Source organism: Ruegeria sp. HKCCD8929 (assembly GCF_013031405.1).
In the GTDB taxonomy this organism is placed as follows: Bacteria; Pseudomonadota; Alphaproteobacteria; order Rhodobacterales; family Rhodobacteraceae; genus Ruegeria.
Map to the genome: position 1 here is coordinate 323,539 of NZ_WPZY01000004.1, position 21,523 is coordinate 345,061.

Annotated in this window: 20 protein-coding genes; 14 read left to right on the top strand and 6 right to left on the bottom strand. The window is 62.8% G+C overall.

Annotated features, from left to right (window positions below; translation table 11 throughout):
- Positions 1-81: 81 nt before the first annotated feature.
- Positions 82-2,298 carry a response regulator gene (locus GOX53_RS08680; RefSeq protein ID WP_171175369.1) on the top strand — a complete coding sequence of 739 codons (2,217 nt, stop codon included), beginning with the start codon at positions 82-84 and terminating at the stop codon, positions 2,296-2,298.
- Positions 2,299-2,410: 112 nt separating this feature from the next.
- Entirely contained in the window at positions 2,411-2,875 is a 465-nt protein-coding gene (locus GOX53_RS08685; RefSeq protein WP_171175371.1) for a VOC family protein, read from the top strand.
- 81 nt (positions 2,876-2,956) lie between these two features.
- On the opposite strand, the gene yaaA is transcribed toward GOX53_RS08685, so the two are convergent.
- From yaaA to GOX53_RS08700, 3 genes are all read right to left on the bottom strand, one after another.
- Positions 2,957-3,739: a peroxide stress protein YaaA gene (gene yaaA, locus GOX53_RS08690; protein ID WP_171175373.1), complete on the bottom strand. Its 783-nt coding sequence runs from the start codon at positions 3,737-3,739 to the stop codon at positions 2,957-2,959.
- Between the two features lie 30 nt (positions 3,740-3,769).
- Positions 3,770-5,809 carry a DNA helicase RecQ gene (gene recQ, locus GOX53_RS08695; protein ID WP_171175375.1) on the bottom strand — a complete coding sequence of 680 codons (2,040 nt, stop codon included), beginning with the start codon at positions 5,807-5,809 and terminating at the stop codon, positions 3,770-3,772.
- Positions 5,810-5,908: 99 nt separating this feature from the next.
- Positions 5,909-6,196, bottom strand: coding sequence for a YggT family protein (locus GOX53_RS08700; protein ID WP_171175377.1), 288 nt, complete (start codon positions 6,194-6,196; stop codon positions 5,909-5,911).
- Positions 6,197-6,294: 98 nt separating this feature from the next.
- Between GOX53_RS08700 and GOX53_RS08705 the strand changes: the two genes are divergently transcribed.
- The 10 genes from GOX53_RS08705 to GOX53_RS08750 all read left to right on the top strand — a co-directional run bounded on the left by GOX53_RS08705 (position 6,295) and on the right by GOX53_RS08750 (position 15,210).
- Positions 6,295-7,716 (top strand): MFS transporter, encoded by a 1,422-nt coding sequence (locus GOX53_RS08705; protein WP_371810269.1) that lies wholly within the window; start codon positions 6,295-6,297, stop codon positions 7,714-7,716.
- Positions 7,716-8,582, top strand: a complete 867-nt coding sequence (gene mepA, locus GOX53_RS08710) for a penicillin-insensitive murein endopeptidase (protein WP_171175381.1) — start codon at positions 7,716-7,718, stop codon at positions 8,580-8,582. Before GOX53_RS08705 ends, mepA begins: the two co-directional genes overlap by 1 nt.
- Positions 8,555-9,439, top strand: coding sequence for an esterase-like activity of phytase family protein (locus GOX53_RS08715; RefSeq protein ID WP_171175383.1), 885 nt, complete (start codon positions 8,555-8,557; stop codon positions 9,437-9,439). Before mepA ends, GOX53_RS08715 begins: the two co-directional genes overlap by 28 nt.
- 95 nt (positions 9,440-9,534) lie before the next feature.
- Complete coding sequence (locus GOX53_RS08720; RefSeq protein WP_171175385.1) at positions 9,535-10,173, top strand: queuosine precursor transporter; 639 nt, start codon at positions 9,535-9,537, stop codon at positions 10,171-10,173.
- A 59-nt stretch (positions 10,174-10,232) separates the two neighbouring features.
- Positions 10,233-10,652 carry an alternative ribosome rescue aminoacyl-tRNA hydrolase ArfB gene (gene arfB, locus GOX53_RS08725; RefSeq protein WP_171175387.1) on the top strand — a complete coding sequence of 140 codons (420 nt, stop codon included), beginning with the start codon at positions 10,233-10,235 and terminating at the stop codon, positions 10,650-10,652.
- Between the two features lie 58 nt (positions 10,653-10,710).
- On the top strand, positions 10,711-11,457 hold the full coding sequence (locus tag GOX53_RS08730; protein ID WP_171175389.1) for an SDR family oxidoreductase: 747 nt from the start codon (positions 10,711-10,713) through the stop codon (positions 11,455-11,457).
- Between the two features lie 84 nt (positions 11,458-11,541).
- Positions 11,542-12,561: a P1 family peptidase gene (locus GOX53_RS08735; protein WP_171175392.1), complete on the top strand. Its 1,020-nt coding sequence runs from the start codon at positions 11,542-11,544 to the stop codon at positions 12,559-12,561.
- Positions 12,562-12,675: 114 nt separating this feature from the next.
- Entirely contained in the window at positions 12,676-13,089 is a 414-nt protein-coding gene (locus tag GOX53_RS08740) for a cytochrome c family protein (RefSeq protein WP_171175394.1), read from the top strand.
- 220 nt (positions 13,090-13,309) lie between these two features.
- Positions 13,310-13,852 carry an isopentenyl-diphosphate delta-isomerase gene (locus GOX53_RS08745; protein WP_171175396.1) on the top strand — a complete coding sequence of 181 codons (543 nt, stop codon included), beginning with the start codon at positions 13,310-13,312 and terminating at the stop codon, positions 13,850-13,852.
- Between the two features lie 59 nt (positions 13,853-13,911).
- Positions 13,912-15,210 carry a flavin-dependent oxidoreductase gene (locus GOX53_RS08750; protein WP_171175398.1) on the top strand — a complete coding sequence of 433 codons (1,299 nt, stop codon included), beginning with the start codon at positions 13,912-13,914 and terminating at the stop codon, positions 15,208-15,210.
- A 246-nt stretch (positions 15,211-15,456) separates the two neighbouring features.
- On the opposite strand, the gene glpK is transcribed toward GOX53_RS08750, so the two are convergent.
- From glpK to panB, 3 genes are all read right to left on the bottom strand, one after another.
- Positions 15,457-16,935, bottom strand: coding sequence for a glycerol kinase GlpK (glpK, locus tag GOX53_RS08755; protein WP_171175400.1), 1,479 nt, complete (start codon positions 16,933-16,935; stop codon positions 15,457-15,459).
- Positions 16,936-17,004: 69 nt separating this feature from the next.
- Positions 17,005-17,856, bottom strand: a complete 852-nt coding sequence (panC, locus tag GOX53_RS08760) for a pantoate--beta-alanine ligase (RefSeq protein WP_171175402.1) — start codon at positions 17,854-17,856, stop codon at positions 17,005-17,007.
- Positions 17,853-18,692: a 3-methyl-2-oxobutanoate hydroxymethyltransferase gene (gene panB / locus GOX53_RS08765; protein ID WP_171175404.1), complete on the bottom strand. Its 840-nt coding sequence runs from the start codon at positions 18,690-18,692 to the stop codon at positions 17,853-17,855. The genes panC and panB overlap by 4 nt, the downstream gene beginning before the upstream one ends.
- Positions 18,693-18,867: 175 nt before the next feature.
- Between panB and GOX53_RS08770 the strand changes: the two genes are divergently transcribed.
- Together GOX53_RS08770 and GOX53_RS08775 are read left to right on the top strand one after the other, a co-directional pair.
- Positions 18,868-20,355, top strand: a complete 1,488-nt coding sequence (locus tag GOX53_RS08770; protein WP_171175406.1) for an ABC transporter substrate-binding protein — start codon at positions 18,868-18,870, stop codon at positions 20,353-20,355.
- A gap of 68 nt (positions 20,356-20,423) precedes the next feature.
- Complete coding sequence (locus GOX53_RS08775; protein WP_254446509.1) at positions 20,424-21,497, top strand: hypothetical protein; 1,074 nt, start codon at positions 20,424-20,426, stop codon at positions 21,495-21,497.
- The last annotated feature ends 26 nt before the right edge of the window (positions 21,498-21,523 follow it).

A 21,523-nucleotide genomic window follows, 5' to 3' on the forward strand; every position in this document is an offset into this window, starting at 1 on the left:
CCATTGGGACGGGCAAGCTTAAACACTTTTTCACCGTTGCGGCGGATGCTCGGGCGCGGACCATGCGTGGGAACGATTGCGATGAGCCTTGCCAACAAACTTGCCGAGGAACGGCGCGCCCGTCTGGCCGCCGAGCGATTGCTTGATCTCAAACAGGCCGAACTTTCGGCTGCGAACCGCAAACTGGGCCGTCACGCACTGGCCCTGACCAAGCGGATTGGTGAGAAACAGGCCGAGGTCGCGACCGTGCGGGACGAGAACGAAAAGGTGAAATCGGACCTGACGGTTGCCAATGCCAAGATCGAGGTGGCCGAGCGGCGGCTGTGGCACTCGATCCAGACCATTCAGGACGGGTTTGCCTTTTTCGATTCCGACAACAAGCTGATCGGCGCCAACACCGCCTATCTGAACGCGTTCGACGGGTTGGAAGAGATCGCGCCGGGCATCTCTTACATGCGCATCCTGCAGCTGTTCACGGATGAGGGGATCGTGGATACCGGCGAAATGGCGGCCGAGGAATGGCGCGCGATGATGCGCGACCGGTGGATGTCGCCCAGCCCCAAACCGGTGGTGGTCCGCATGTGGAACGGTCAGTATATCAAGCTGATCGATCAGCGGGGTCACGGGGGCGACGTGGTCAGCCTGGCGCTGAACATCACCTCGACCGTCCGGTACGAGGCCGAGCTGCGTGCTGCCCGCGAGAGGGCCGAGGCCGCCAACCGCGCCAAATCTGCCTTTCTGGCCAATATGAGCCACGAGATTCGCACGCCGATGAACGGGGTCGTGGGCATGGCCGAGTTGCTGACCGACACCAGTTTGGACGAGGAACAAAGGCTTTACGTCAACACCATCCGGAACTCGGGCGAGGCGTTGCTGGTGATCATCAACGACGTGCTGGATTACTCGAAGATCGAGGCCGACAAGCTGGTGCTGCATTCCGAGGCTTTTGACCTTGAGCGCTGCATTCACGAGGTGGCGATGCTGCTGCAACCGACAGTGCGCGACAAGGGCCTGTCGATGCTGGTGGATTACGACCTGTTCCTGCCCACCCGGTTCGTCGGCGATCCGGGGCGCGTCCGGCAGGTGCTGACCAATCTGGTCGGTAATGCGGTGAAGTTCACCAGTCAGGGCCATGTCCTGATCCGGGTGACCGGGGTGCCCGATCCGGCCGGCGAAAGCTGCGCCATCCATGTGGCGATCGAGGATACCGGCATCGGCATTCCCGACAGCAAGATTGGCCACATCTTTGGCGAGTTCAATCAGGTCGAAAACGAGCGCAACCGCCAGTTCGACGGCACCGGGCTGGGCCTCGCCATCACCCGGCGGCTGATCGAATTGATGGGGGGCACCGTCTGGGTCGAAAGCGAAGAGGGTGAGGGATCATGTTTCGGGTTTCGCGTGACCCTGCCAACCGCGGACGGGCCGCAACCGGTGCCGCCCAGCCTGGCCGGACGGCTGCGGCATGTGATGATCGTCGATGATGAGGTCATCAACCGCGCTATCCTCGAAAAACAACTCAGCCGCCTTGGCGCGCGGGTGACGTCCTGTGTCTCGGGTAGCGAGGCGCTGGAGCGGCTCGATGACAGTGTCGATCTGGTGCTGAGCGATCACAACATGCCCGACATGGACGGGCTGGAACTGGTCGAGGCGATCCGGGATCGCGGTTGGAACGATCTGCCCTTTGTTCTTCTGTCCTCCAATCCGGGCGCGGTTCACGCCGACCCGGCCAGGCACTTGTTGCAGGGCGTGTTGCAAAAGCCCATCCCCCGGGCCGAGCTGTTCTCTCGGCTGGAAAATCTAAGCGATCCGGTGTTTGAGCCTGCGTGGTCCCTGAGTGCCGAGGCGGATGGGGCGTCTGATCCTTCCGCCCCGGGACGCCCCGGCCAGAAGCAACGCCAGATGCGGGTTCTGGCGGCCGAAGACAACCGCACCAACCAGCTGGTTCTGCGCAAGATGGTCAAGGCGCTCGATATCGATCTGCGCTTTGCCAACAACGGGCTTGAGGCGGTTGAAGTCCATGAGGCGTTTCAGCCCGATCTGATATTCATGGACATCTCGATGCCCAAGATGGATGGAAAACAGGCTACCGGCGAAATCCGCCGGCGCGAGGCGGGTACCGGTCATCATGTTCCGATCGTGGCGCTCACCGCACATGCAATGACCGGGGATGCCGACGGAATTCTGAGTGCCGGGCTGGACCATTACTTGACCAAACCGCTGCGCAAGGCGCTGATCCACGAGCGGATCATTGCCGCCTGCCCCAAGGACGCGCGGCCTGTTCTGCCTGAGGAGGATTAGTGCGCCGCCGATTTGTTTGGTCAGAACGCGCGGCAGCAAGAGCCGATCCGGTCTGATCCGGGAGCAATCTAACGGCTTGCCCTCTCTTGAAACGCCCATCTAAGCTGGTCCCATGACACAGGATCGAGGGTTCCGCCCGCGCGCCTTGGGCGAGATTGCCATTCGTTGCGCCGACATGGCCGCGATGGTGGAGTTCTATGAAACCGTGATCGGACTGGAGCGTCTGAGCGGAAACCACGACAGCGCCATCACCTTTTTTCGGATCGCGGAAGGGTTTGGTGGCCACACTGCCGTGCTTGCCTTGTTCCACCACGAGGTTTCCGTCAAGCCGGGCCAGCATCCGACGGGATTCGCCCCACCGGCAACCGACGCCGCATCATCCCTGCATCACATCGCGCTGTCGCTACCGTTCGAAGAGCAGGAAGCGGTCATGCGCTGGTACGACCACCTCGGTCAGCCCTATTGGGTCGAGCAGTTCGGTTGGATCGGCTGGCGTGGGGTTTTCACCCAGGACCCCGAGGGAAACACCGTGGAACTTGTCGCCTACGATGCGTCGATGTTGTCGGATCAGGCTTGATAAAGCACTTCGCGAAAAACCACATAAATCCAGTATCACCTGACGCGTTGAAAACCATGATTTCAGACAGCGTTGGGTGTTTCAGGTGTTTGGCGCCGTGGTGTAGGGCCTGACAAAAACCGGTTTGTCCGGTTCGGACATCTCCTCGCAATACGCATAGCCACCGGTATCGAACTCGATCAGCGCTGTCGGATCGGTCAGGCGCCGCTGGATGATATAGCGCGCCATCGCACCGCGCGCCTTTTTGGCGAAGAAGCTGACAATCCTGGGTGCGCTGCTCTTGTCCTCCATGAAGACAGGTGTGATCACCCGAAGGTTCAGCGCCTTGGACGCGACCGCACCGAAATACTCCTGACTGGCGCAGTTCACCAGAATGCTGGTTCCGATCTCGGCGGCTTGCGCATTCAGCGCATGGCTCAGCTGGTCGCGCCAGTAGTCATACAGGTTCTTGCCGCGCCGGGTCTTGAGGCGCGAACCCATCTCCAACCGATAGGGCTGGATCGCGTCCAGCGGGCGCAGGATGCCGTAAAGCCCGGATAATATCCGCAGATGGTCCTGCGCCCAGGCCATCTCATCCTTATCCAGCGATGCGGCCTCGAGCCCCAGATAGGTATCCCCCGCAAAGGCCAGCGCGGCGGGGCGGGTCACGTCGGCCTCGGGCGTGTCGGAGAAGACCCGGTACCGGTCGCGGTTCAGCCGGGCCAGATCGTCGCTCAGATCCATCAGCTTTTTCAGTTCGCCAAGGGTCTGGTTGCGCATGGTCTTGGCCAGACGGATCGCATCGTCCTGATACGCAGGCTCGGTCGCCGTCACGTTCCGTTCCGTCCAGTCCAGCCGCTTGGCCGGAGAGATCACTGTCAGCATGCCTGCCCCCTCAATCCGTTCCGGCCGTATCTAGCCCGCCGCCCGCAGCACGTCCAGAAACGCGGCGCCGAACCGTTCGGCCCGTCGCTCGCCCAGCAGCCGTCCAAGCGCGTGCTCGTCATCCGGGCGCATTTGCGCCACCTTGGCCAATTGCGAGGCCGAGCAGGTCAGCGGTTTGTCGATCCCGTCCGGGCCGCGGGCCAGTTCGGTTTGCACTTCAAGCAACTGATCATATACCCCGGCGGTATCCCGTCCGGCCAGCTTACGGCGCGCGGGATGCACAGTTTCGACCGCGCCCGAGATCACCTCGAGGAACGTGTCGCCGTACCGCTCCAGCTTCTTCGCGCCAACGCCGCCGATCCGAGCCATATCGTCCAGCGTGGCGGGACGCTTTTCGGCCATCTCGATCAGCGTGCGGTCGGGAAAGATCACATAGGCCGGGACCCGTGCCGCCTCGGCCAGCGCCCGGCGCTTGGCTTTGAGCACGGACAAAAGCGGCGCATCCTCTTCCGACACCATCGCCTTGACGGCGGGGCGACGGGTGGCCTTGCGGATGGAATCTCTGCGCAGCCGGATCTGCGCCTCGCCCTTCAGGATCGGTTTCGCCGCATCGGTCATCCGCAGCGCGCCATGACGCTCCGGGTCCGGGCGCACCAGATCATGCCCCATCATCTGCCGGAAAATCGCCTGCCATTGCGGGCGCGACCAATCCTTGCCGACACCGTAGGTGGGCAAGTTGTCGTGACGGCGGGCGCGGATCTTGTCGGTTTCGTTGCCAAGCAGGATGTCGATCAGATGCCCGGCGCCAAACCACTCTTCGGTCCGCAGTATGGCCGACAGTGCCATGCGCACGGGCGTGGTGCCGTCGAACACCTCGGCCGGAGTGTCGCAGAGATCGCATTTGCCGCAGGGCGCGGCCTCTTCCCCGAAATAACCCAGCAGAGTCTGACGGCGACACTCCAGCGCCTCAGCCAGACCCAGCAGAGCGTTCAGCCGCGCATGGTCGGCAGAGCGCCGTTCGGGTGGCGCGAGGCCTTCGTCAATCTGCGACCGACGCAGGCGGATGTCGTCGGGGCCGAACAGGGTCAGTGTCTCGGCGGGGTCGCCATCGCGACCCGCGCGCCCGATCTCCTGATAATAGGCTTCGATGGATTTGGGCAGATCGGCATGGGCCACCCAGCGGATATCCGGCTTGTCGATGCCCATGCCAAAGGCAACGGTGGCCACCACGATCAACCCGTCCTCGCGGGCAAAGCGGGTTTCGACGATACGGCGATCCTCGGCCTCCATCCCTCCGTGATAATGGCAGGCGGTGTGGCCATCCTCGCGCAATGCGCGTGCCAGCGCCTCGGTCTTGTTGCGGGTCCCGCAATAGACAATGCCGGACTGACCGCGCCGGGCAGCGGCGAAGTCTAGGATCTGCTTGCGCGGGCTGTCCTTAGCACCAAAGGCCAGATGGATATTGGGTCGGTCGAACCCGCGCAGGAACTTGCGCGGTGCAACACCGTCGAACAGTTTCTGGATGATCTCGTCCTGCGTTTCCGCATCCGCCGTGGCGGTGAAGGCGGCCAGCGGCACGTCCAGGGCGCGGCGCAGCTCTCCGATCCGCAGGTAGTCAGGGCGGAAATCGTGGCCCCACTGGCTGACGCAATGCGCCTCGTCCACGGCGATCAAGCTGACGCCGATCCGGCGCAACATGCCCATGGCCGAAACCGCCGCCAGCCGCTCGGGCGCCATGTAGAGCAGTTTCAGCCGACCGTCTTCCAGCGCCCGCCACACCGCGTCGGTTTCCTCGGGTGTGTTGCCCGAGGTCAGCGCACCCGCCTCAACCCCGGCCTCCTGCAAGGCGCGCACCTGATCGCGCATGAGGGCGATCAGCGGAGAGATCACCACCGTAACCCCATCACGTAACAGAGCAGGTAGCTGAAAACAAAGAGACTTTCCGCCCCCGGTCGGCATGATCGCCAGCACGTTCTCGCCCGCTGTCACGGCATCGACGATCTCTTCCTGGCCGGGCCGGAAGGCGTCGAATCCAAAGACATCTCGCAGCAACGGCGCGGAGTCGAACATGTGAGGGGCAGCCCTGTCTAAGATTATGTCTATCTGCTCTTAGATCGCACTCTCACATACTAAGAATCGGTGAACAAGAGGGCTGGATGTCCCCGGGGGTTACATAAAGCCAAAGAGGGTTGGCAGAATGTAGGCGCGAAGCGAAATCACGATGATGAAGGCCACCAGCGGCGCGAGGTCAATGCCACCAGTATCAGGCAGAAAGTTCCGGATCGGGCGGTAGATCGGCTCAAGAAGCCGGTTCAGACCATACCAAAGTTGCGCCACGAATTGCTGACGCAAGTTCAGAACCTGAAAGTTGATCAGCCAACTCATGATCACGTGCACGATGATAATGAAATAGACCACGCTGAGGATTAACTGCAGAGGTCCGTAGATTGCCATCATGTCTGAATACTCCGATCTGTTCCGGCGACAGGTAGTCGTTTCAGCCTCAAAGAACAAGGGTTTGCCATGTGACGTGGGGCGAGCACCGTAGGAAATGCTTGCCACGCGAGCCACCTGACCCGCATAACTTGTCAAAACAGATCAAAAGGGCAGGCATGGCAGAGATTTCCAAGCGCAGGCGCATATGGGGGTGGTGGTTCTTTGACTGGGCCAGCCAGCCGTATCACACCCTGCTGGTCACCTTTGTCTTCGGTCCCTATTTCGCAGGCGTCGCCGCCGAGTATTACTCCGGCGCTGGTTTGACGCCCGAGGCCGCCGCGGCGCAGGCGCAAAGCGTCTGGGCGCGTTGCCTCACCATCACTGGTCTGGTTATCGCTTTTGGCGCGCCGTTGCTCGGGGCGCTCGCGGATGTGTCCGGGCGCCGCATTCCTTGGATATTTGCCTTTTCGGTGATGTATGCCGCAGGTTCTGCGGCCCTTTGGTATACGATGCCGGATGGTTCGAACATGTGGCTCATGCTCTCGGCCTTTGGCCTTGGATTTGTGGGTGCGGAATACGCGCTGATCTTCATCAACTCGCAACTGCCCGATCTGGGGGACGACAGCGAGGTGGGTGAGATTTCCGGCTCGGGCTTTGCCTTTGGTTATTTCGGCGGGCTGTTGTCGCTGGCGATCATGCTGGCGCTGTTCGTCGAACAGCCCAGCGGCAAGACGCTTGTGGGGCTTGACCCGCTCTTCGGTCTTGACGCTAGCCTGCGTGAGGGCACGCGCTTTGTTGGCCCGTTCACCGCTGGATGGTTTGTCCTGTTCATGGTGCCCTACTTCCTGTGGGTTCGTGACGGAGAGCAGGGCGACAAGCACGGCAGTTTTGGCGACGCGCTGCGACTGTTGGGCAAGTCGGTCGCCAATCTGCGCCATCGCCACAGCCTAACCGCCTATCTCGGCTCGTCCATGTTCTATCGCGACGCGCTGAACGGGCTTTACAGCTTTGGTGGTGTCTATGCCCGGCTGGTGCTGGAATGGGACCTGATCAAGATCGGTATCTTCGGCATCGTGAGCGTGCTCGCCTCGGCCGTATTCGCGTGGGTGGGCGGCAAGATGGACCGGAAATTCGGCCCTAAACCGGTGATTCTGGTCGCGATCTGGGTGCTGATCCTGGTCTGCACAACCATTGTTTCGATGGATCGCAGCCAGATTTTCGGCATCGCCCTGCCCGAAGGCTCAGGCCTGCCGGATACGATTTTCTTCGGTTGCGGCATCCTGATCGGCGGCATGGGCGGGATCCTGCAATCGGCCAGCCGGTCGATGATGGTGCGCCATACCGACACGCAAACACCGGTCGAGAGCTTTGGTCTTTATGGCCTTTCGGGCCGCGCCACCGCTTTTGCCGCGCCGCTGCTCATCGACATCGCGACCGTCACCACTGGCAGCGCAAGATTGGGGGTTTCGCCAATCGTCCTGTTGTTTATTCTGGGCCTGTTCCTGATGCGCTGGGTCAGACCGGAAGGGGACCAGACCTGATGAGACTGCTGCAACTTGCCGCCTACGCTTTTGCGTCGATGATCCTGGCCACCGGTGCAGATGCCGCGCCATTGGCAAAAGAACTGTTCGGGGCGAAGTCCAAAGCCTCCAAACAACGTGCGGCGGCTTATGGCTCATACTCCAAGGGATGCGTCGCCGGGGCGGTTCAGTTGCCGGAAACCGGCCCCACCTGGCAGGCCATGCGGCTAAGCCGGAACCGCAACTGGGGCCATCCGGAAACCATCGATTATATCCGAAAGCTCAGCGCCTTTGCGGCCCGGCAGCCGGGGTGGGACGGTCTCTATATCGGGGATATCAGCCAGCCTCGGGGCGGTCCGATGCTGTCCGGTCATCGCAGCCACCAGATCGGTCTGGACATCGACATCTGGATGCGGCCCGCGAACGATCTGCGCCTCTCGCGCAGAAACCGTGAGAATATCTCGTCCATTTCCATGCGCCGCGCCAACGGCGCCTTTGTCAATTCCAGCTGGACCGGGCAGCATCACGCCATCCTGCGGGCGGCGGCCAAGGACAAGCGGGTTGCGCGGATCTTTGTTTTTCCCGGCGCCAAGGTGCAGATGTGCAAGGATGAAAAAGGCGATCGCGCCTGGCTGCGCAAGATCCGGCCCTGGTGGGGGCACCACTATCATTTCCACGTGCGCCTGAAGTGCCCCAAGGGCGTGCGCGGGTGCGTCAATCAGGATCCCCCACCCCGCGGCGACGGGTGCGCGGATGCGCAGCAATGGGTGAACAACATCCTCAACCCGCCGCCGCCGGACCCCAATGCGCCGCCTCCAAAAAAGCGTCGTGAATACGTTCTGGCCGATTTGCCCAAGCAATGCGCATCCGTACTGCAATCTCGATAATCTCGGCGCTGCTGCTGGCGGCCCCCGCCCTTGCTGTGGATGCAAAATCGGCAACCCATCTGAGCAGCTATACCTGGCGTGAAAAGGCGATCTGGTTCGGCGGGTTTTCTGCATTGGAGCTGTCCGAGGACGGCCAGAGCATGACGGTACTCAGCGACCGGGCCAACATTCTGACCGCCACGATCACACGCGACGGCGACCGGATCACGGATGTGACTGCAGGCAAGGCGTACAGCGTCAGATCCAGCAGAAACCGTATTCTCCTGGGCTGGGCTGGCGATTCTGAGGGGTTGGCCATCGCACCCGACGGCACGATCTTTATCTCGTTCGAAGGCGTGCACCGTGTTGCCCGGTACCCAAAGCTTGGCAGCCCCGCCAAAGTGCTGCCCCGACCCAAGGCCTTTGAAGGTCTGGCCCGCAACGGCTCGTTCGAGGGGCTGGCGATGGATGGCCGTGGGCGGCTCTATACTCTGACCGAAAGCAGCCGGACGATAGATGGACAAATCCCGGTCTACATGTGGAACGGGCAGGGGTGGTCTACCCCGTTCACCTTGCCGCCAAGCGATGGGTTTCTGCCGGTGTCCGCCGATTTCGGCCCGGATGGCAGGTTCTATGTGCTCGAGCGTGACGCCTCGCTTCTGGGTTTTCGGTCGCGCCTGAGGCGGTGGGAGGTTACCGAGGGCGGCGTTCGCGCCGAAGAGACCCTGTTCAGGACCGGCACCGGCACCCATGACAATCTCGAAGGGCTCTCGGTCTGGCGCGACCAGCAGGGCCGGCTCAGGGCGACCATGATTTCGGACGACAATTTCCTGGGGCTGCAGCGCACCGAACTGGTGGAATATCTCTTGCCCGAATGACTTGCGTTGCGCGCGCAAGGCGGTTAGAAGCCCGCTTTGCCCGGTGCCCTCGCCGGGCCAAGTCGCCGTAACCTTGTCAAAACGGGCATCAAGACATGCAACGCTCATACCTTCCCGGCATCTTTGCCATGGCCGCCATCGTGGTGGCATCGAATATTCTGGTCCAGTTCCTGATCCTGGACGGCCTCCTGACCTGGGGTGCCTTTACCTATCCGCTGGCCTTTCTGGTGACGGATATCATGAACCGCGTCTACGGCGTGGGACCGGCGCGCAAGGTGGTTTTTGCCGGGTTTGTGACCGGCGTCATCTGCTCGCTGATCGGCAGCCAGATCATGCTCGAGTTCGGCCCCGCCGTGCCGCTGCGCATCGCCGTTGCCTCGGGCACCGCGTTCCTTGTGGCGCAGCTTACCGATGTCACCGTGTTCAACCGCTTTCGCGGCGGGGTCTGGTGGCGCGCGCCGCTGATCTCGACCCTGATCGGCTCGGCGCTGGACACCGCGCTGTTCTTCACCATCGCCTTTTCCGCCTCGGTCACCGTGTTCGGCCCAAATGCAGACGCCGCCATCAACTGGGCGTGGGAGGCGGTGCCGTTCATGAATTCCGGCCCCGCTGCCCCGCTCTGGGTGACGCTGGCTTTCGCAGACTGGATGGTGAAACTGTCACTGGCGCTGATCGCACTGATCCCGTTCCGGGTGATCGTGCAGCGGCTCGACCCAGCGGTACGCGCAGTCTGACCTGCTAGGGCCACCCCACCCGGGTGGCCCTTTCACTTTCCCGACTGTAAGGTCGCGCCATGCTGCGCATCAGCGACGATATCGCCATCGAGGACTGGGAAATCACCGAAAGCTTCATGCGCGCTTCGGGTCCCGGCGGCCAGAATGTGAACAAGGTCTCGACGGCGGTTGAACTGCGGTTCGAGGCCGAGCGCTCTCCCGCCCTTCCCGATCCGGTCAAGTCCCGCCTGAAACGCCTCGCCGGGCGGCGCTGGACCAAGGAGGGCGCTATCGTCATTCAATGCGACGAGACCCGCTCGCAAACCCGCAACCGCGAGATCGCGCGCCAGAGGCTGGCCGCGTTGATTGCCAAGGCGCTGGTCAAACCGAAACGCCGGATCGCCACCAAACCCACCTATGGCTCGGTCAAGCGCCGTCTTGCGGCCAAGAAAGCGCGGGGCGAGGTCAAGGCGCTGCGCGGCAAGGTGGGCGAGGAATAGTCTGGCATCTTCCGGGCACGTTGATACTCTGCCCCGATAGCCGAGAGGGGGCAGGGCCATGAGGCTTCAGGGAAAAACCGCAATCGTCACCGGCGCAGCCTCGGGCTTTGGCGCCGGGATTGCTACCAAGTTCATCGCGAAAGGCGCCCGGGTGATGATCGCCGATATCAACGGCGAGGCTGCGACCCGCATGGCGGCTGAACTGGGCGAAAACGCCGTCGCGCAACAGGTCGACGTGGCGGATGGTGCCTCGGTAAATGCCATGGCACAAGCCGCGCTCGCCGCCTTTGGCCAGCTCGATATTCTGGTTAACAACGCAGGCGTCACCCACCTGCCGACACCGCTCGAGGATGTCGGCGAGGACGATTTCGACCGGGTGTTCAACGTCAACATGAAATCCGTCTATCTGACCGCCCGCGCGCTGGTCCCGCATATGAAGACCCGCGGCACCGGCGCCATTCTCAACGTCGCCTCAACCGCGGGCATCTCGCCGCGCCCCAACCTCAACTGGTACAACGCCTCCAAAGGCTGGATGATCACCGCCACTCGCACCATGGCCGTGGAACTGGCCCCCTCGGGCGTCCGCGTCAACGCGATTTGCCCGGTGGCCGGGGAAACCCCGCTGCTCAAATCCTTCATGGGTGAGGACACGCCGGAAATGCGCGCCAAGTTCCTCTCGACTATCCCGCTCGGCCGTTTCTCCACCCCCGAAGACATGGGTAACGCCGCCTGTTTTCTCTGCTCGGACGAGGCCAGCATGATCACCGGTGTCGCAATGGAGGTCGACGGTGGCCGCTGTATCTGACCTGCTCCTTCTTCTGTTCAAAAATATCCCCGCCGGAGGCAGCGCGCGGCCGCGCGCTTTCCCGTACCAACGGACAAGACAGCAATGATCCCGGGCCCCAAAAACCTGATCACCGATATCCCCGGCCTCAAAGTCGGCAACGCGCAGGACGATGTGCTGAAATCCGGCACCACCGTCCTGATCGCCGACACCCCGTTCACCGCCTCAGTCCACGTGATGGGCGGCGCGCCGGGCACGCGCGAAACCGATCTGCTGGCGCCCGACAAATCCGTGGCCCGGATCGACGCCATCACGCTTTCGGGAGGCTCGGCCTATGGGCTCGACGCCTGTTCCGGCGTCTCGGACGCATTGCGGGAATGCGGGCGCGGATTCCGGGTGGCGGATGCCGTCATCCCCATTGTGCCCGGCGCGATCATTTTCGACCTGCTCAACGGCGGGCAAAAGAACTGGGCCGAGAACCCTTACCGCGCCTTGGGCCGCGCCGCCTTCGAAGCCGCTTCGGATAGCTTCGCGCTGGGCACCGCCGGGGCTGGCACCGGCGCGCTGACAGCGATGCTCAAGGGCGGGTTGGGCTCGGCCTCACTCGTACTCGATGATGGCACCACCGTTGGCGCGCTGGTCGCCGCCAATCCGATGGGCAGCGTCACCACCCCCGGCGACCGCCATTTCTGGGCCGCCCCATTCGAGATAGGCACAGAATTCGGCGGCGTTGGACCCGATCCAAACGCGGGGCTGGGGCGTGGGTTCGAAAGCCGCAAGATGCAGTCCATGCAAACGCAGGCAACAGAACGCGCCAACACCTCCATCGCCATCGTTGCCACCGATGCCGATCTGACCAAGGCGCAATGCCAGCGTATGGCCATCGCCGCCCATGACGGCATCGCGCGCGCCGTCGTGCCTGCGCATTCTCCGGGCGATGGCGATCTGGTGTTCAGCGTCAGCACCGGCGCCCGCCCCCTGACCAACCCCGAGCAGGACCTCACCCGCATCGGCCACGCAGCTGCGCTGTGCCTCAGCCGGGCCATCGCGCGCGCCATCTATCTTGCCACCCCCGCCAAAGGCGATCTTTTGCCGAGCTGGTCGGCAATCCCCGGCAACAGTTAGGCCTGTCATCGCGCATGATGTGCGACACACTGCCCGCGCGCGGCAATGTGCCGGTTGACTATCGCTGGCCGCAGGCTTCCATTGAGGCAGCCAAGAACCTTTGGAGTATCAGCCATGACTCGTATCCTTGCCACCGCGCTTGTTGGCCTGCTGGCCGTTCCAGCCTTCGCCGAGGGCGATGCAGAGAAGGGCGAAAAAGCCTTCAACAAATGCAAGTCCTGCCACACCATCGAAAGCGATGCCGGCGAAACCATCGTCAAGGGCGGCAAGACCGGCCCGAACCTCTACGGCATTGCCGGACGCACCGCGGGTACCGTCGAAGGTTATAAATACGGCAAAAGCCTGGTCGAGGCCGGAGAGAAGGGTCTGGTCTGGGATGAGGCCACTTTCGTCGAGTATTCCCAGGACCCCAAGGCGTTCCTGAAAACCTATCTCGAGGACGATGGCGCGAAGTCCAAGATGACCTTCAAGCTGAGGAAAGGCGCGGAAGACGTCTATGCCTATCTCGCGAGCGTGGCGTCCGAATAACGCTCCACATACACTCGTCAACCCTTCGCGAAGGCCGCAGCCCCCTGCGGCCTTTCGTGCGATTGATCGCGCGCCGGTTCGGCGCCACTTTGAAACCGGAGCCGGTTGAAAGGGCCATCCCGCCTACTCAGCATAGCCGATATGCCTCTGGTCGATCCGGCCATCCAAACGCCCGCCCAAGCCGCCCCCGACAGGCGCAGTGGCAGCAGGAGAAACTGACATGGGAATCATGATCCCGGCATGGGTCGATGGCGAACTGACCCCCGTGGACAAGCTGGAGGCGCATGAAAAGGGCCTCAAGCACAAGGCCGTGTCAGTCTTTGTCGTGCGCGGAATGGAGATCCTGATGCAGCGCCGGGCCATGGGCAAATACCACACGCCGGGCCTGTGGGCGAACACCTGCTGCACCCATCCCGACTGGGACGAAACCTCGTCCGCCTGCGCAGTGCGGCGTCTGGGCGAGGAATTGGGGATCGGCGGCCTGTATCCCGAGTACCGTCACCGGCTGGAGTATCACGCCGATGTCGGCAACAACATGGTCGAGAATGAGGTGGTGGACGTGTTCCTGGCCCACGCCCGTGGAGCATTGGCGATGGAGCCCAATCCGGACGAGGTGATGGATACCCGCTGGATCGATTATCACGACCTGCTCGCCGAAGTGAAACGCCACCCCGAACGCTTTACGCCCTGGCTCAAGATCTATCTGCATCATCACGCCGACACGATCTTTGGCCCTGATCTGATCATCTCCGCCAAGGCCTGAGGCTTGCGCCCCGCGCCCCTGCCTGTTTCTCTGGGCCCGGACGGACGGAGGGCGGGACAATGACCATACTGATCGCGGGTGGCGGCATTGCGGGGCTTAGCCTGGGCCTGACCCTGCACCAGATCGGCGTTCCTTTTCGCATCTTCGAGGCCGCGCGCCAGATCCGCCCCATGGGCGTCGGCATCAACCTGCAACCCAACGCGGTGCGCGAGCTGCTGGATCTGGGCCTGGGTGCCGAGCTTGAGGCCATCGGGGTCAAAACGCGGCAATACGGGTTTTATTCCAAGCTCGGCAAGACCATCTGGGAGGAACCGCGCGGCACTTGGGCCGGTTATGCTTGGCCGCAATACTCGGTGCATCGCGGGCACCTGCAGATGATGCTCCATCACGCGCTGATCGATCGGGCCGGGCCGGATTGCGTGGTCACCGGCGCGCGGGCGGTCGGGTTCGATACGACCGACGGCGTTTCCGTGTTGCGGCTCGAAGATGGTCGTCGGGTCGAAGGTACGCTGTTGGTGGGGACCGACGGCATCCATTCGGCGCTCAGGGCGCAGATGTACCCGGACGAGGGCGAACCGATCTGGAATGGCCGCGTCCTCTGGCGCGCCACCACGCAGGCGCCGGTCTGGTTCGGCGGGGCGGCGATGGTGATGATCGGGCATGATGCGCTGCGGCTGGTGGCCTATCCGATCTCGAACCCCGATGCTGACGGGATCGCAACGATCAATTGGATCGCCGAGAAACGCTTTCCGCTGGATGCCGAGTGGAAGAAAGAGGATTGGAACCGCGCCGCCGATATCGGTGATTTCCTGCCCGAGTTCGAGGATTGGCGGTTCGATTGGATCGACGTGCCGGCCCTGATCCGCGGTGCCGAAGTGGTTTATGAATACCCGATGGTCGACCGCGACCCGCTACCCCGCTGGAACCACGGCCCCGTCACGCTCATGGGACATGCCGCACATCCGACCTATCCAGTGGGCTCGAACGGGGCCAGCCAGGCCATCATCGATGCCCGCGTCATCGGAGCAAAACTGCTGGAGCACGGCCCGACTCCCGCCGCCCTGACCGCCTATGAGGGCGAAATGCGCCCCCTGACAACCGTCGTCGGTCGGGCCAACCGCGCGGGCGGAGGCCCGGACGCGGTGCTGCAGCGGGTCGAGGATTTGTGCGGTGGCGATTTCGGGGATATCGAGCAGGTGATCCCAAGGGCAGGACTGGCAGCGCACGCGGAGAAGTACAAATCTATAGCTGGGTTCTCGATTGCGGACCTGAATGCGAGACCGCGGACGATTCCCGAGGGCGCGCTGGTTCGTAACCAGGCTCTAAGAGCCAAATATCGGGTCAGTCAGACAGACTGAAAAGGACCGTCCTTTCGACCTTGGCGACCAGCCCGGAATCGAGGCACGCAGTGCCGCCGGGCAGCGCCCAACCGCTCCTATGGGCGGGCGCTATGTTGACGCCGTAGGCCCGCTCGAATCTTGGATGTGGTGGCCCAATAAAGCGACGACCACCGATGACAGAGGCACCCACCCGCGGTCAGGCGCCGCCCTGTGTGGGCAAGCAGGCCGATGTCGTCGGCGCAGGGCAAATCCCGCGGCCACACCTTAAAACATCATCGCCGCTTGAACCGCTTTCTGCCAGCGTGCGTAAGCTGCATCTCGGTCCGATGCGCGCAGAACAGGTTGGAACCTGCGGTCCAAGGCCCAGGTTTGCGCGAAGCCCTCTTGGTCTGGATAGACATCGGCCTGCATCCCCGCCAGCCAGGCCGCGCCCAAAGCCGTTGTTTCAGGCATCACCGGGCGGTCCACCGGGGCGCCCAGCAGGTCGGCCAGGCCCTGCATGGCCCAGTCGGATGCGCTCATTCCGCCATCGACGCGCAGGATCACATCCGTTTCGGCGCCCCAGTCGCCCTGCATCGCCTGCCACAGGTCCCGGGTCTGATAGGCGATGCTTTCCAGCGTCGCCCGCGCGATCTCGGCCCGACCCGAGTTGCGGGTCAGCCCGAACACGGCACCGCGGCAATCTGGGTTCCAGTAGGGCGCGCCCAGACCGGTGAAGGCAGGCACCAGCACCACATGCTGCGCCGGGTCCGAGCGGGCGGCGAGTTCTCCGCTTTCTGCCGCGGTTTCGATGATCTGCAACGCGTCCCGCAGCCATTGCACCGCGGCACCCGCGATGAAGATCGAGCCCTCAAGCGCATAGGTTCGCTGCCCGCCCAGCTGATAGGCAATTGTGGTGAGCAGACGGTTGCGCGACTCGACCGGTTCGGCGCCAGTGTTGAGCAGGGCGAAACAGCCGGTGCCATAGGTGGATTTCATCATTCCCGGCGCAAAGCAGGCCTGACCCATCGTGGCGGCCTGCTGATCGCCGGCAACGCCGAGGATCGGGATTTCGCCGCCCAGCGCTGTGGTGGTTCCAAAATCCGCCGCGCAGTCGCGAACCTCGGGCAGCATCGCCATCGGCACGTTCATCAGGTCGCAAATTTCTTCGCTCCACGCGCCCTGATGGATGTCGAACTGCAGCGTCCGCGCCGCGTTGGTGGCGTCGGTTGCGTGCACGCGGCCCTCGGTCAGGCGCCAGATCAGGAAACTGTCGATGGTGCCGAACAGAAGCTCTCCTGCCGCCGCCCGGTCGCGTGCGCCGGGGATGGTGTCGAGCAGCCATTTCACCTTGGTGCCCGAGAAATAGGGGTCCAGCAGCAGGCCGGTTTGGGCAGTGATGTCATCCTCGCACCCGGCGTGGCGGAACCGGTCGCAGACGTCAGCAGTGCGGCGGTCCTGCCAGACGATGGCGTTGTGGATGGGTTTGCCGGTCGCCCGATCCCAGATGATCGTGGTCTCGCGCTGGTTGGTGATGCCGATTCCGGCGATCTGTGCGGGCATGACGCCCTGAGCCGCCATCACCTCGCGGCAGACCGTCAGAACGCTGTCCCAGATCTCGTCCGGGTCATGTTCGACCCAGCCTTCCTGCGGGAAATGCTGGGTGAACTCCGTCTGCGCCGTGCCAACGGGCCGCATGTCGGCGTCAAACAGAATGGCCCGGGTTGAGGTTGTGCCCTGATCGATAGCCAGAATATGGGTCATGCCTGCCCTCCCCTTGAACTTTTGAGGGGGACACTAGCCCGACATATCCCATTCGGACCAGTCCGGAATTCAGGCGGCAGGCACCTCAATATTGTCGATCAGCCGGATGCCTTCCACCAGCGCGGCGGCGAACAGGCGGGCAGGTTCGCTGGCGCGGCCGAGTGGCTTCAGCGAGGCCGCGCTGCGCAGATCGAGGTATTCGACCTCCGAGAAACCGGCTTCCAGCAGCCCCGCGCAGGCGTGTTTGGCTACTTCGTCAAAAGCCTCGCCCCGGCCGAGCGCTTCGGCCACCGAGCGCATTGCCGCGTTAAGATGCGCGGCAACCTCCAACCCCTCGGGCGACAGGCGCAGGTTGCGGGAGGACATGGCCAGACCGGACGCCTCACGCACCGTCGGGCAGCCTATCACCTCGGTCGGGATGTCCAGATCGCGGGCCATGCGGCGGACGACCATCAGTTGCTGATAGTCCTTTTCTCCAAAATAGGCTCTGTTTGCGCGCGTCTGCAGGAAGAGTTTAGCGACCACTGTCGCCACCCCGTCGAAATGACCGGGGCGGAATTCGCCCTCCATCACGTCCGTGAGGCCCGCGACCGAGACATTGGTGGCAAAGCCCGCGGGATAGATCTGGTCGGGCTCGGGGACATAGATCGCATCGACGCCATAAGGCTCCAGCTTGACGGCATCGTCAGCCTCGGTGCGGGGGTATTTGGCGAGGTCTTCTGGGTTGTTGAACTGCTTGGGGTTCACGAAGATCGTCACGATCACCCGGTCGCACTCGGCCTTTGCGGCCTCGACCAGCGACAGATGTCCCTGATGCAGCGCACCCATGGTCGGCACCACGCCGATCACCTCACCCGCGCGGGTCCACTCGGAGGTCTTGGCGTGCAGATCGGCCAGTTGCCGCAGGATGGGGACGGTCATGCTTTGGGTCCTTTGGCCGGGGCCTGATCGGCAAAGATATGTTCGTCGGCAGGAAAGCTGCGGGCGCGCACTTCGGCGGCGTATTCAGCGATGGCGGCTTCGGCCTGCGGGCCAAGCTCGGCATAGCGCTTGACGAATTTCGGTTTGAAGGCGGTGAAAAAGCCCAGCATGTCATCGACCACCAGGATCTGACCGTCGCACCCGGCGGACGCGCCGATGCCGATAGTGGGGATCGGTACCTCGGCGGTGATCTGGTCGGCGAGAGTGGCGGGCACCTTTTCCAGCACCACCGAGAACGCCCCGGCCTCGGCCACGGCGCGGGCATCGGCCAGAACCGCCTGCGCCTGCGCATCGCGGCCCTGCACCTTGTAGCCGCCCAGCGTGTTGATGGATTGCGGGGTCAGGCCGATATGGGCCATGACCGGGATGCCGCGTTTCACCAGAAAGCGGATGGTTTCGGCCATCTCGACCCCGCCTTCCAGCTTGACCGCACCGGCGCCGGTTTCGGCCATCAGCCGGGCAGCGTTGCGGAACGCCTGTGCCGGGCCCTCTTCGTATGACGCAAACGGCATATCGACGACCATCATCGCCTGATCCAGCCCGCGCGCAACGGCCTGCCCGTGCAGGATCATCATCTCCATCGTCACGCCGAGGGTCGAGGTCAGCCCGTGCAGCACCATGCCAACACTGTCGCCGACCAGAACAAAGTCGCAATGGGCATCCATCAGCTGTGCCATCGGCGTGGTGTAGGCGGTCAGGCTGACCAGTGGCTCCCGCCCTTTGCGGGCGCGGATATCCTCGGCGTTCGGGGCTTTCTTGCGGGCGGTGGCGCTCATCGTCAGTCCTGGTGGCGGATTATGTTGCAGTGCGGCATAGCAGACAGACCCCCCTCATATAAAGCCCGGTTGCGCCAACATACCCTTGATTGACCCGAGGTTTGCGGAAACAGTGAGGCCAGAGACGCCGGGCCGCAGGGCTCAGGCGACCGGTTCATTACGTGGGGAGACGATAATGGGACAGTCATTGAAACGTGGATTTGTGTCGGCTTTGGCGCTGAGTTCCGCGCTGATCGCAGGACAGGCCTGGGCCAAGGATGACATCATCGTGGCCATGCAGCTTGAACCGCCGCATCTGGACCCGACGAGTGCTGCGGCACAGGCCATCGACTCGGTCGTCTATTCCAACGTGTTCGAGGGGCTGACCCGTTTCATGGGCGACGGCTCCATCGTGCCGGGGCTGGCGGAAAGCTGGGAAATCTCGGATGACGGTACGGTTTATACCTTCAAACTGAACGATGGTGTGACCTTTCATGACGGTTCGGCCATGGATGCCGAGGACGTCAAGTTCAGCCTCGATCGGGCTCGGGCCGAAGACAGTGCCAACGCGCAAAAGGCTCTGTTTGCCGGCATTACCGATGTGAGCGTGGTCGACCCGCTGACCGTACAGGTCACGCTGGGTGAGCCCAACGGCAATTTTCTGTTCAACATGGCTTGGGGCGATGCGGTGATCGTGGCGCCCGAGAGCATTGACAGCATCAAGACCAATCCGGTCGGCACTGGCGCCTATACGTTCGCGGAATGGGTGCAGGGCGACAAGATCGTGCTTGAGCGCAACCCGGACTACTGGGGCGAGCAGCCTGCGCTGGCCAAGGCGACCTTTAAGTTCATCTCGGACCCGACCGCCGCCTTTGCTGCCATGATGGCCGAGGATGTGGACGTATTCGATAACTTCCCAGCGCCCGAGAACCTGCCGCAGTTCGAGGCCGATCCGCGCTTTCAGGTGCTGGTCGGCTCGACCGAGGGTGAGACGATCCTGTCCACCAACAACAAGCAGGCCCCGTTTGATGACCTCCGCGTGCGTCAGGCCGTGGCCCATGCCATCGACCGTCAGGCCATCGTTGATGGTGCGATGTTCGGTTATGGCACCCCCATCGGCACCCATTTCGCGCCGCATCACCCGGCCTATGTCGATCTGACCAGCAAGTCGGGCCATGACCCCGAACAGGCCAAGGCGCTGCTGGCCGAGGCGGGGTATGCCGACGGGTTCGAGACCACGCTGCACCTGCCGCCGCCTTCTTACGCCCGGCGTGGAGGTGAGATCATCGCCGCCCAACTGGCCGAGGTCGGCATCAAGGCCGAGATCATCAACGTCGAATGGGCACAGTGGCTGGAAAGCGTGTTCAAGGGCAAGGATTTCGGTCTGACCATCGTCAGCCATACCGAACCGATGGATATCGGCATCTATGCCCGGCCCGACTATTACTTCCAGTATGACAACCCCAAGTTTCAGGCCCTGATGGAGACCCTGAACACAACCACCGATCCCGATGAGCGCACCAAGCTGCTGGGGCAGGCGCAGACCATGATCGCGCAGGATTATGTCAACGGCTACCTGTTTCAACTGGCCAAGACCGGGGTTGCCAAGGCGGGTGTGCAGGGCCTGTGGGTCAACGCGCCCACTGCCGCGTTCGAACTGTCCGAGGTCAGCTGGGTGGAATGACCCGGCCATTGCCGGGGTCCCAGATCGGGCCCCGGTCCTGAATTTCACTCAGAGAAGTGTCAACCAATATGCGCCGATCTGGACTGACTACCCGGTTCCTGCCTTTTCTCCTGATGGTGTTCTTGCTGTGGCCCGCGATGTCTGCGGCGCAGAACCTGTTTCATTCGGGATCGAGCCCGGCGCCCAGCTCGCGGGACGAGCCGCTTGAGGTGGCCATCGGCATCCACATTGACCAGATCGTGGAGGTCAATCAGAAATCTGAAAACTACCGCGCCGTGGCCACGATCCGGGCCGAATGGCGCGATCCGGCGCTGGCCTTCGACGAGGCAGAGTTCGGCAGCGACGTGCGCATTTTCAAGCCTGAGGCCTTTACCGAGCACGCCCTGTCCCTGCCCACCATCGCGCCCGCCTTCGTGATACAGAACCAGCAGTCGAACCGCTGGATTCATCAATCAGTTGTTGCCGTCTGGTCCGATGGGCGGGTGCGGTATCTTGAGAAGTCTTCCCTCACCTTGCAGGCACCGCATTTCAACTTTCGTAAGTACCCGTTCGACAAGCAGCGGTTCTATTTCGAGATCGTCTCGGTCTACCCGTCCGACATGGTGACCTACACTGTGCTCGAGGACGACTCCGGCCTCGGCAGCCTGCTGGGGGAGGAGGAATGGATTCTCGAGAAGCCCCGGATGCAGCTTTCGAAAGCCACCGGCCTGTCGGGGATGGAAAGCGACATGGTGGCGCTGGCCTTCGAGGGGCGGCGGCATGTGATGTATTACGTCATCCGTATCTTCCTGCCGATGGTGGTGCTGATCGTGGTTAGCTGGACGCTGTTCTTTCTGGACGAATACCGTAAACGGATCGAGATCGCAGGCGCGAACCTGCTGGTCTTTGTCGCCTTCAACTGGGCGGTGTCGGACGATCTGCCCAAGCTGGGGTATCTGACCTTTCTGGATTTCATCCTGCAATGGATGTTCGTGGTCACCGGCGCCATCATCGCCTTCAACGTGATCTTGCGACGAATGAAGGTGGCGGGGCGCGAGGCACTGGCGGTCAAGCTCGACAATTACGCGGTCAAATGGATCTATCCACTAGCCTATGTGGCCATCGTAGGCTTTGCGGTCGGCAATTATCTGGTCATCCACTAGGCACTGGACCGCCCTGACCCGCGCGC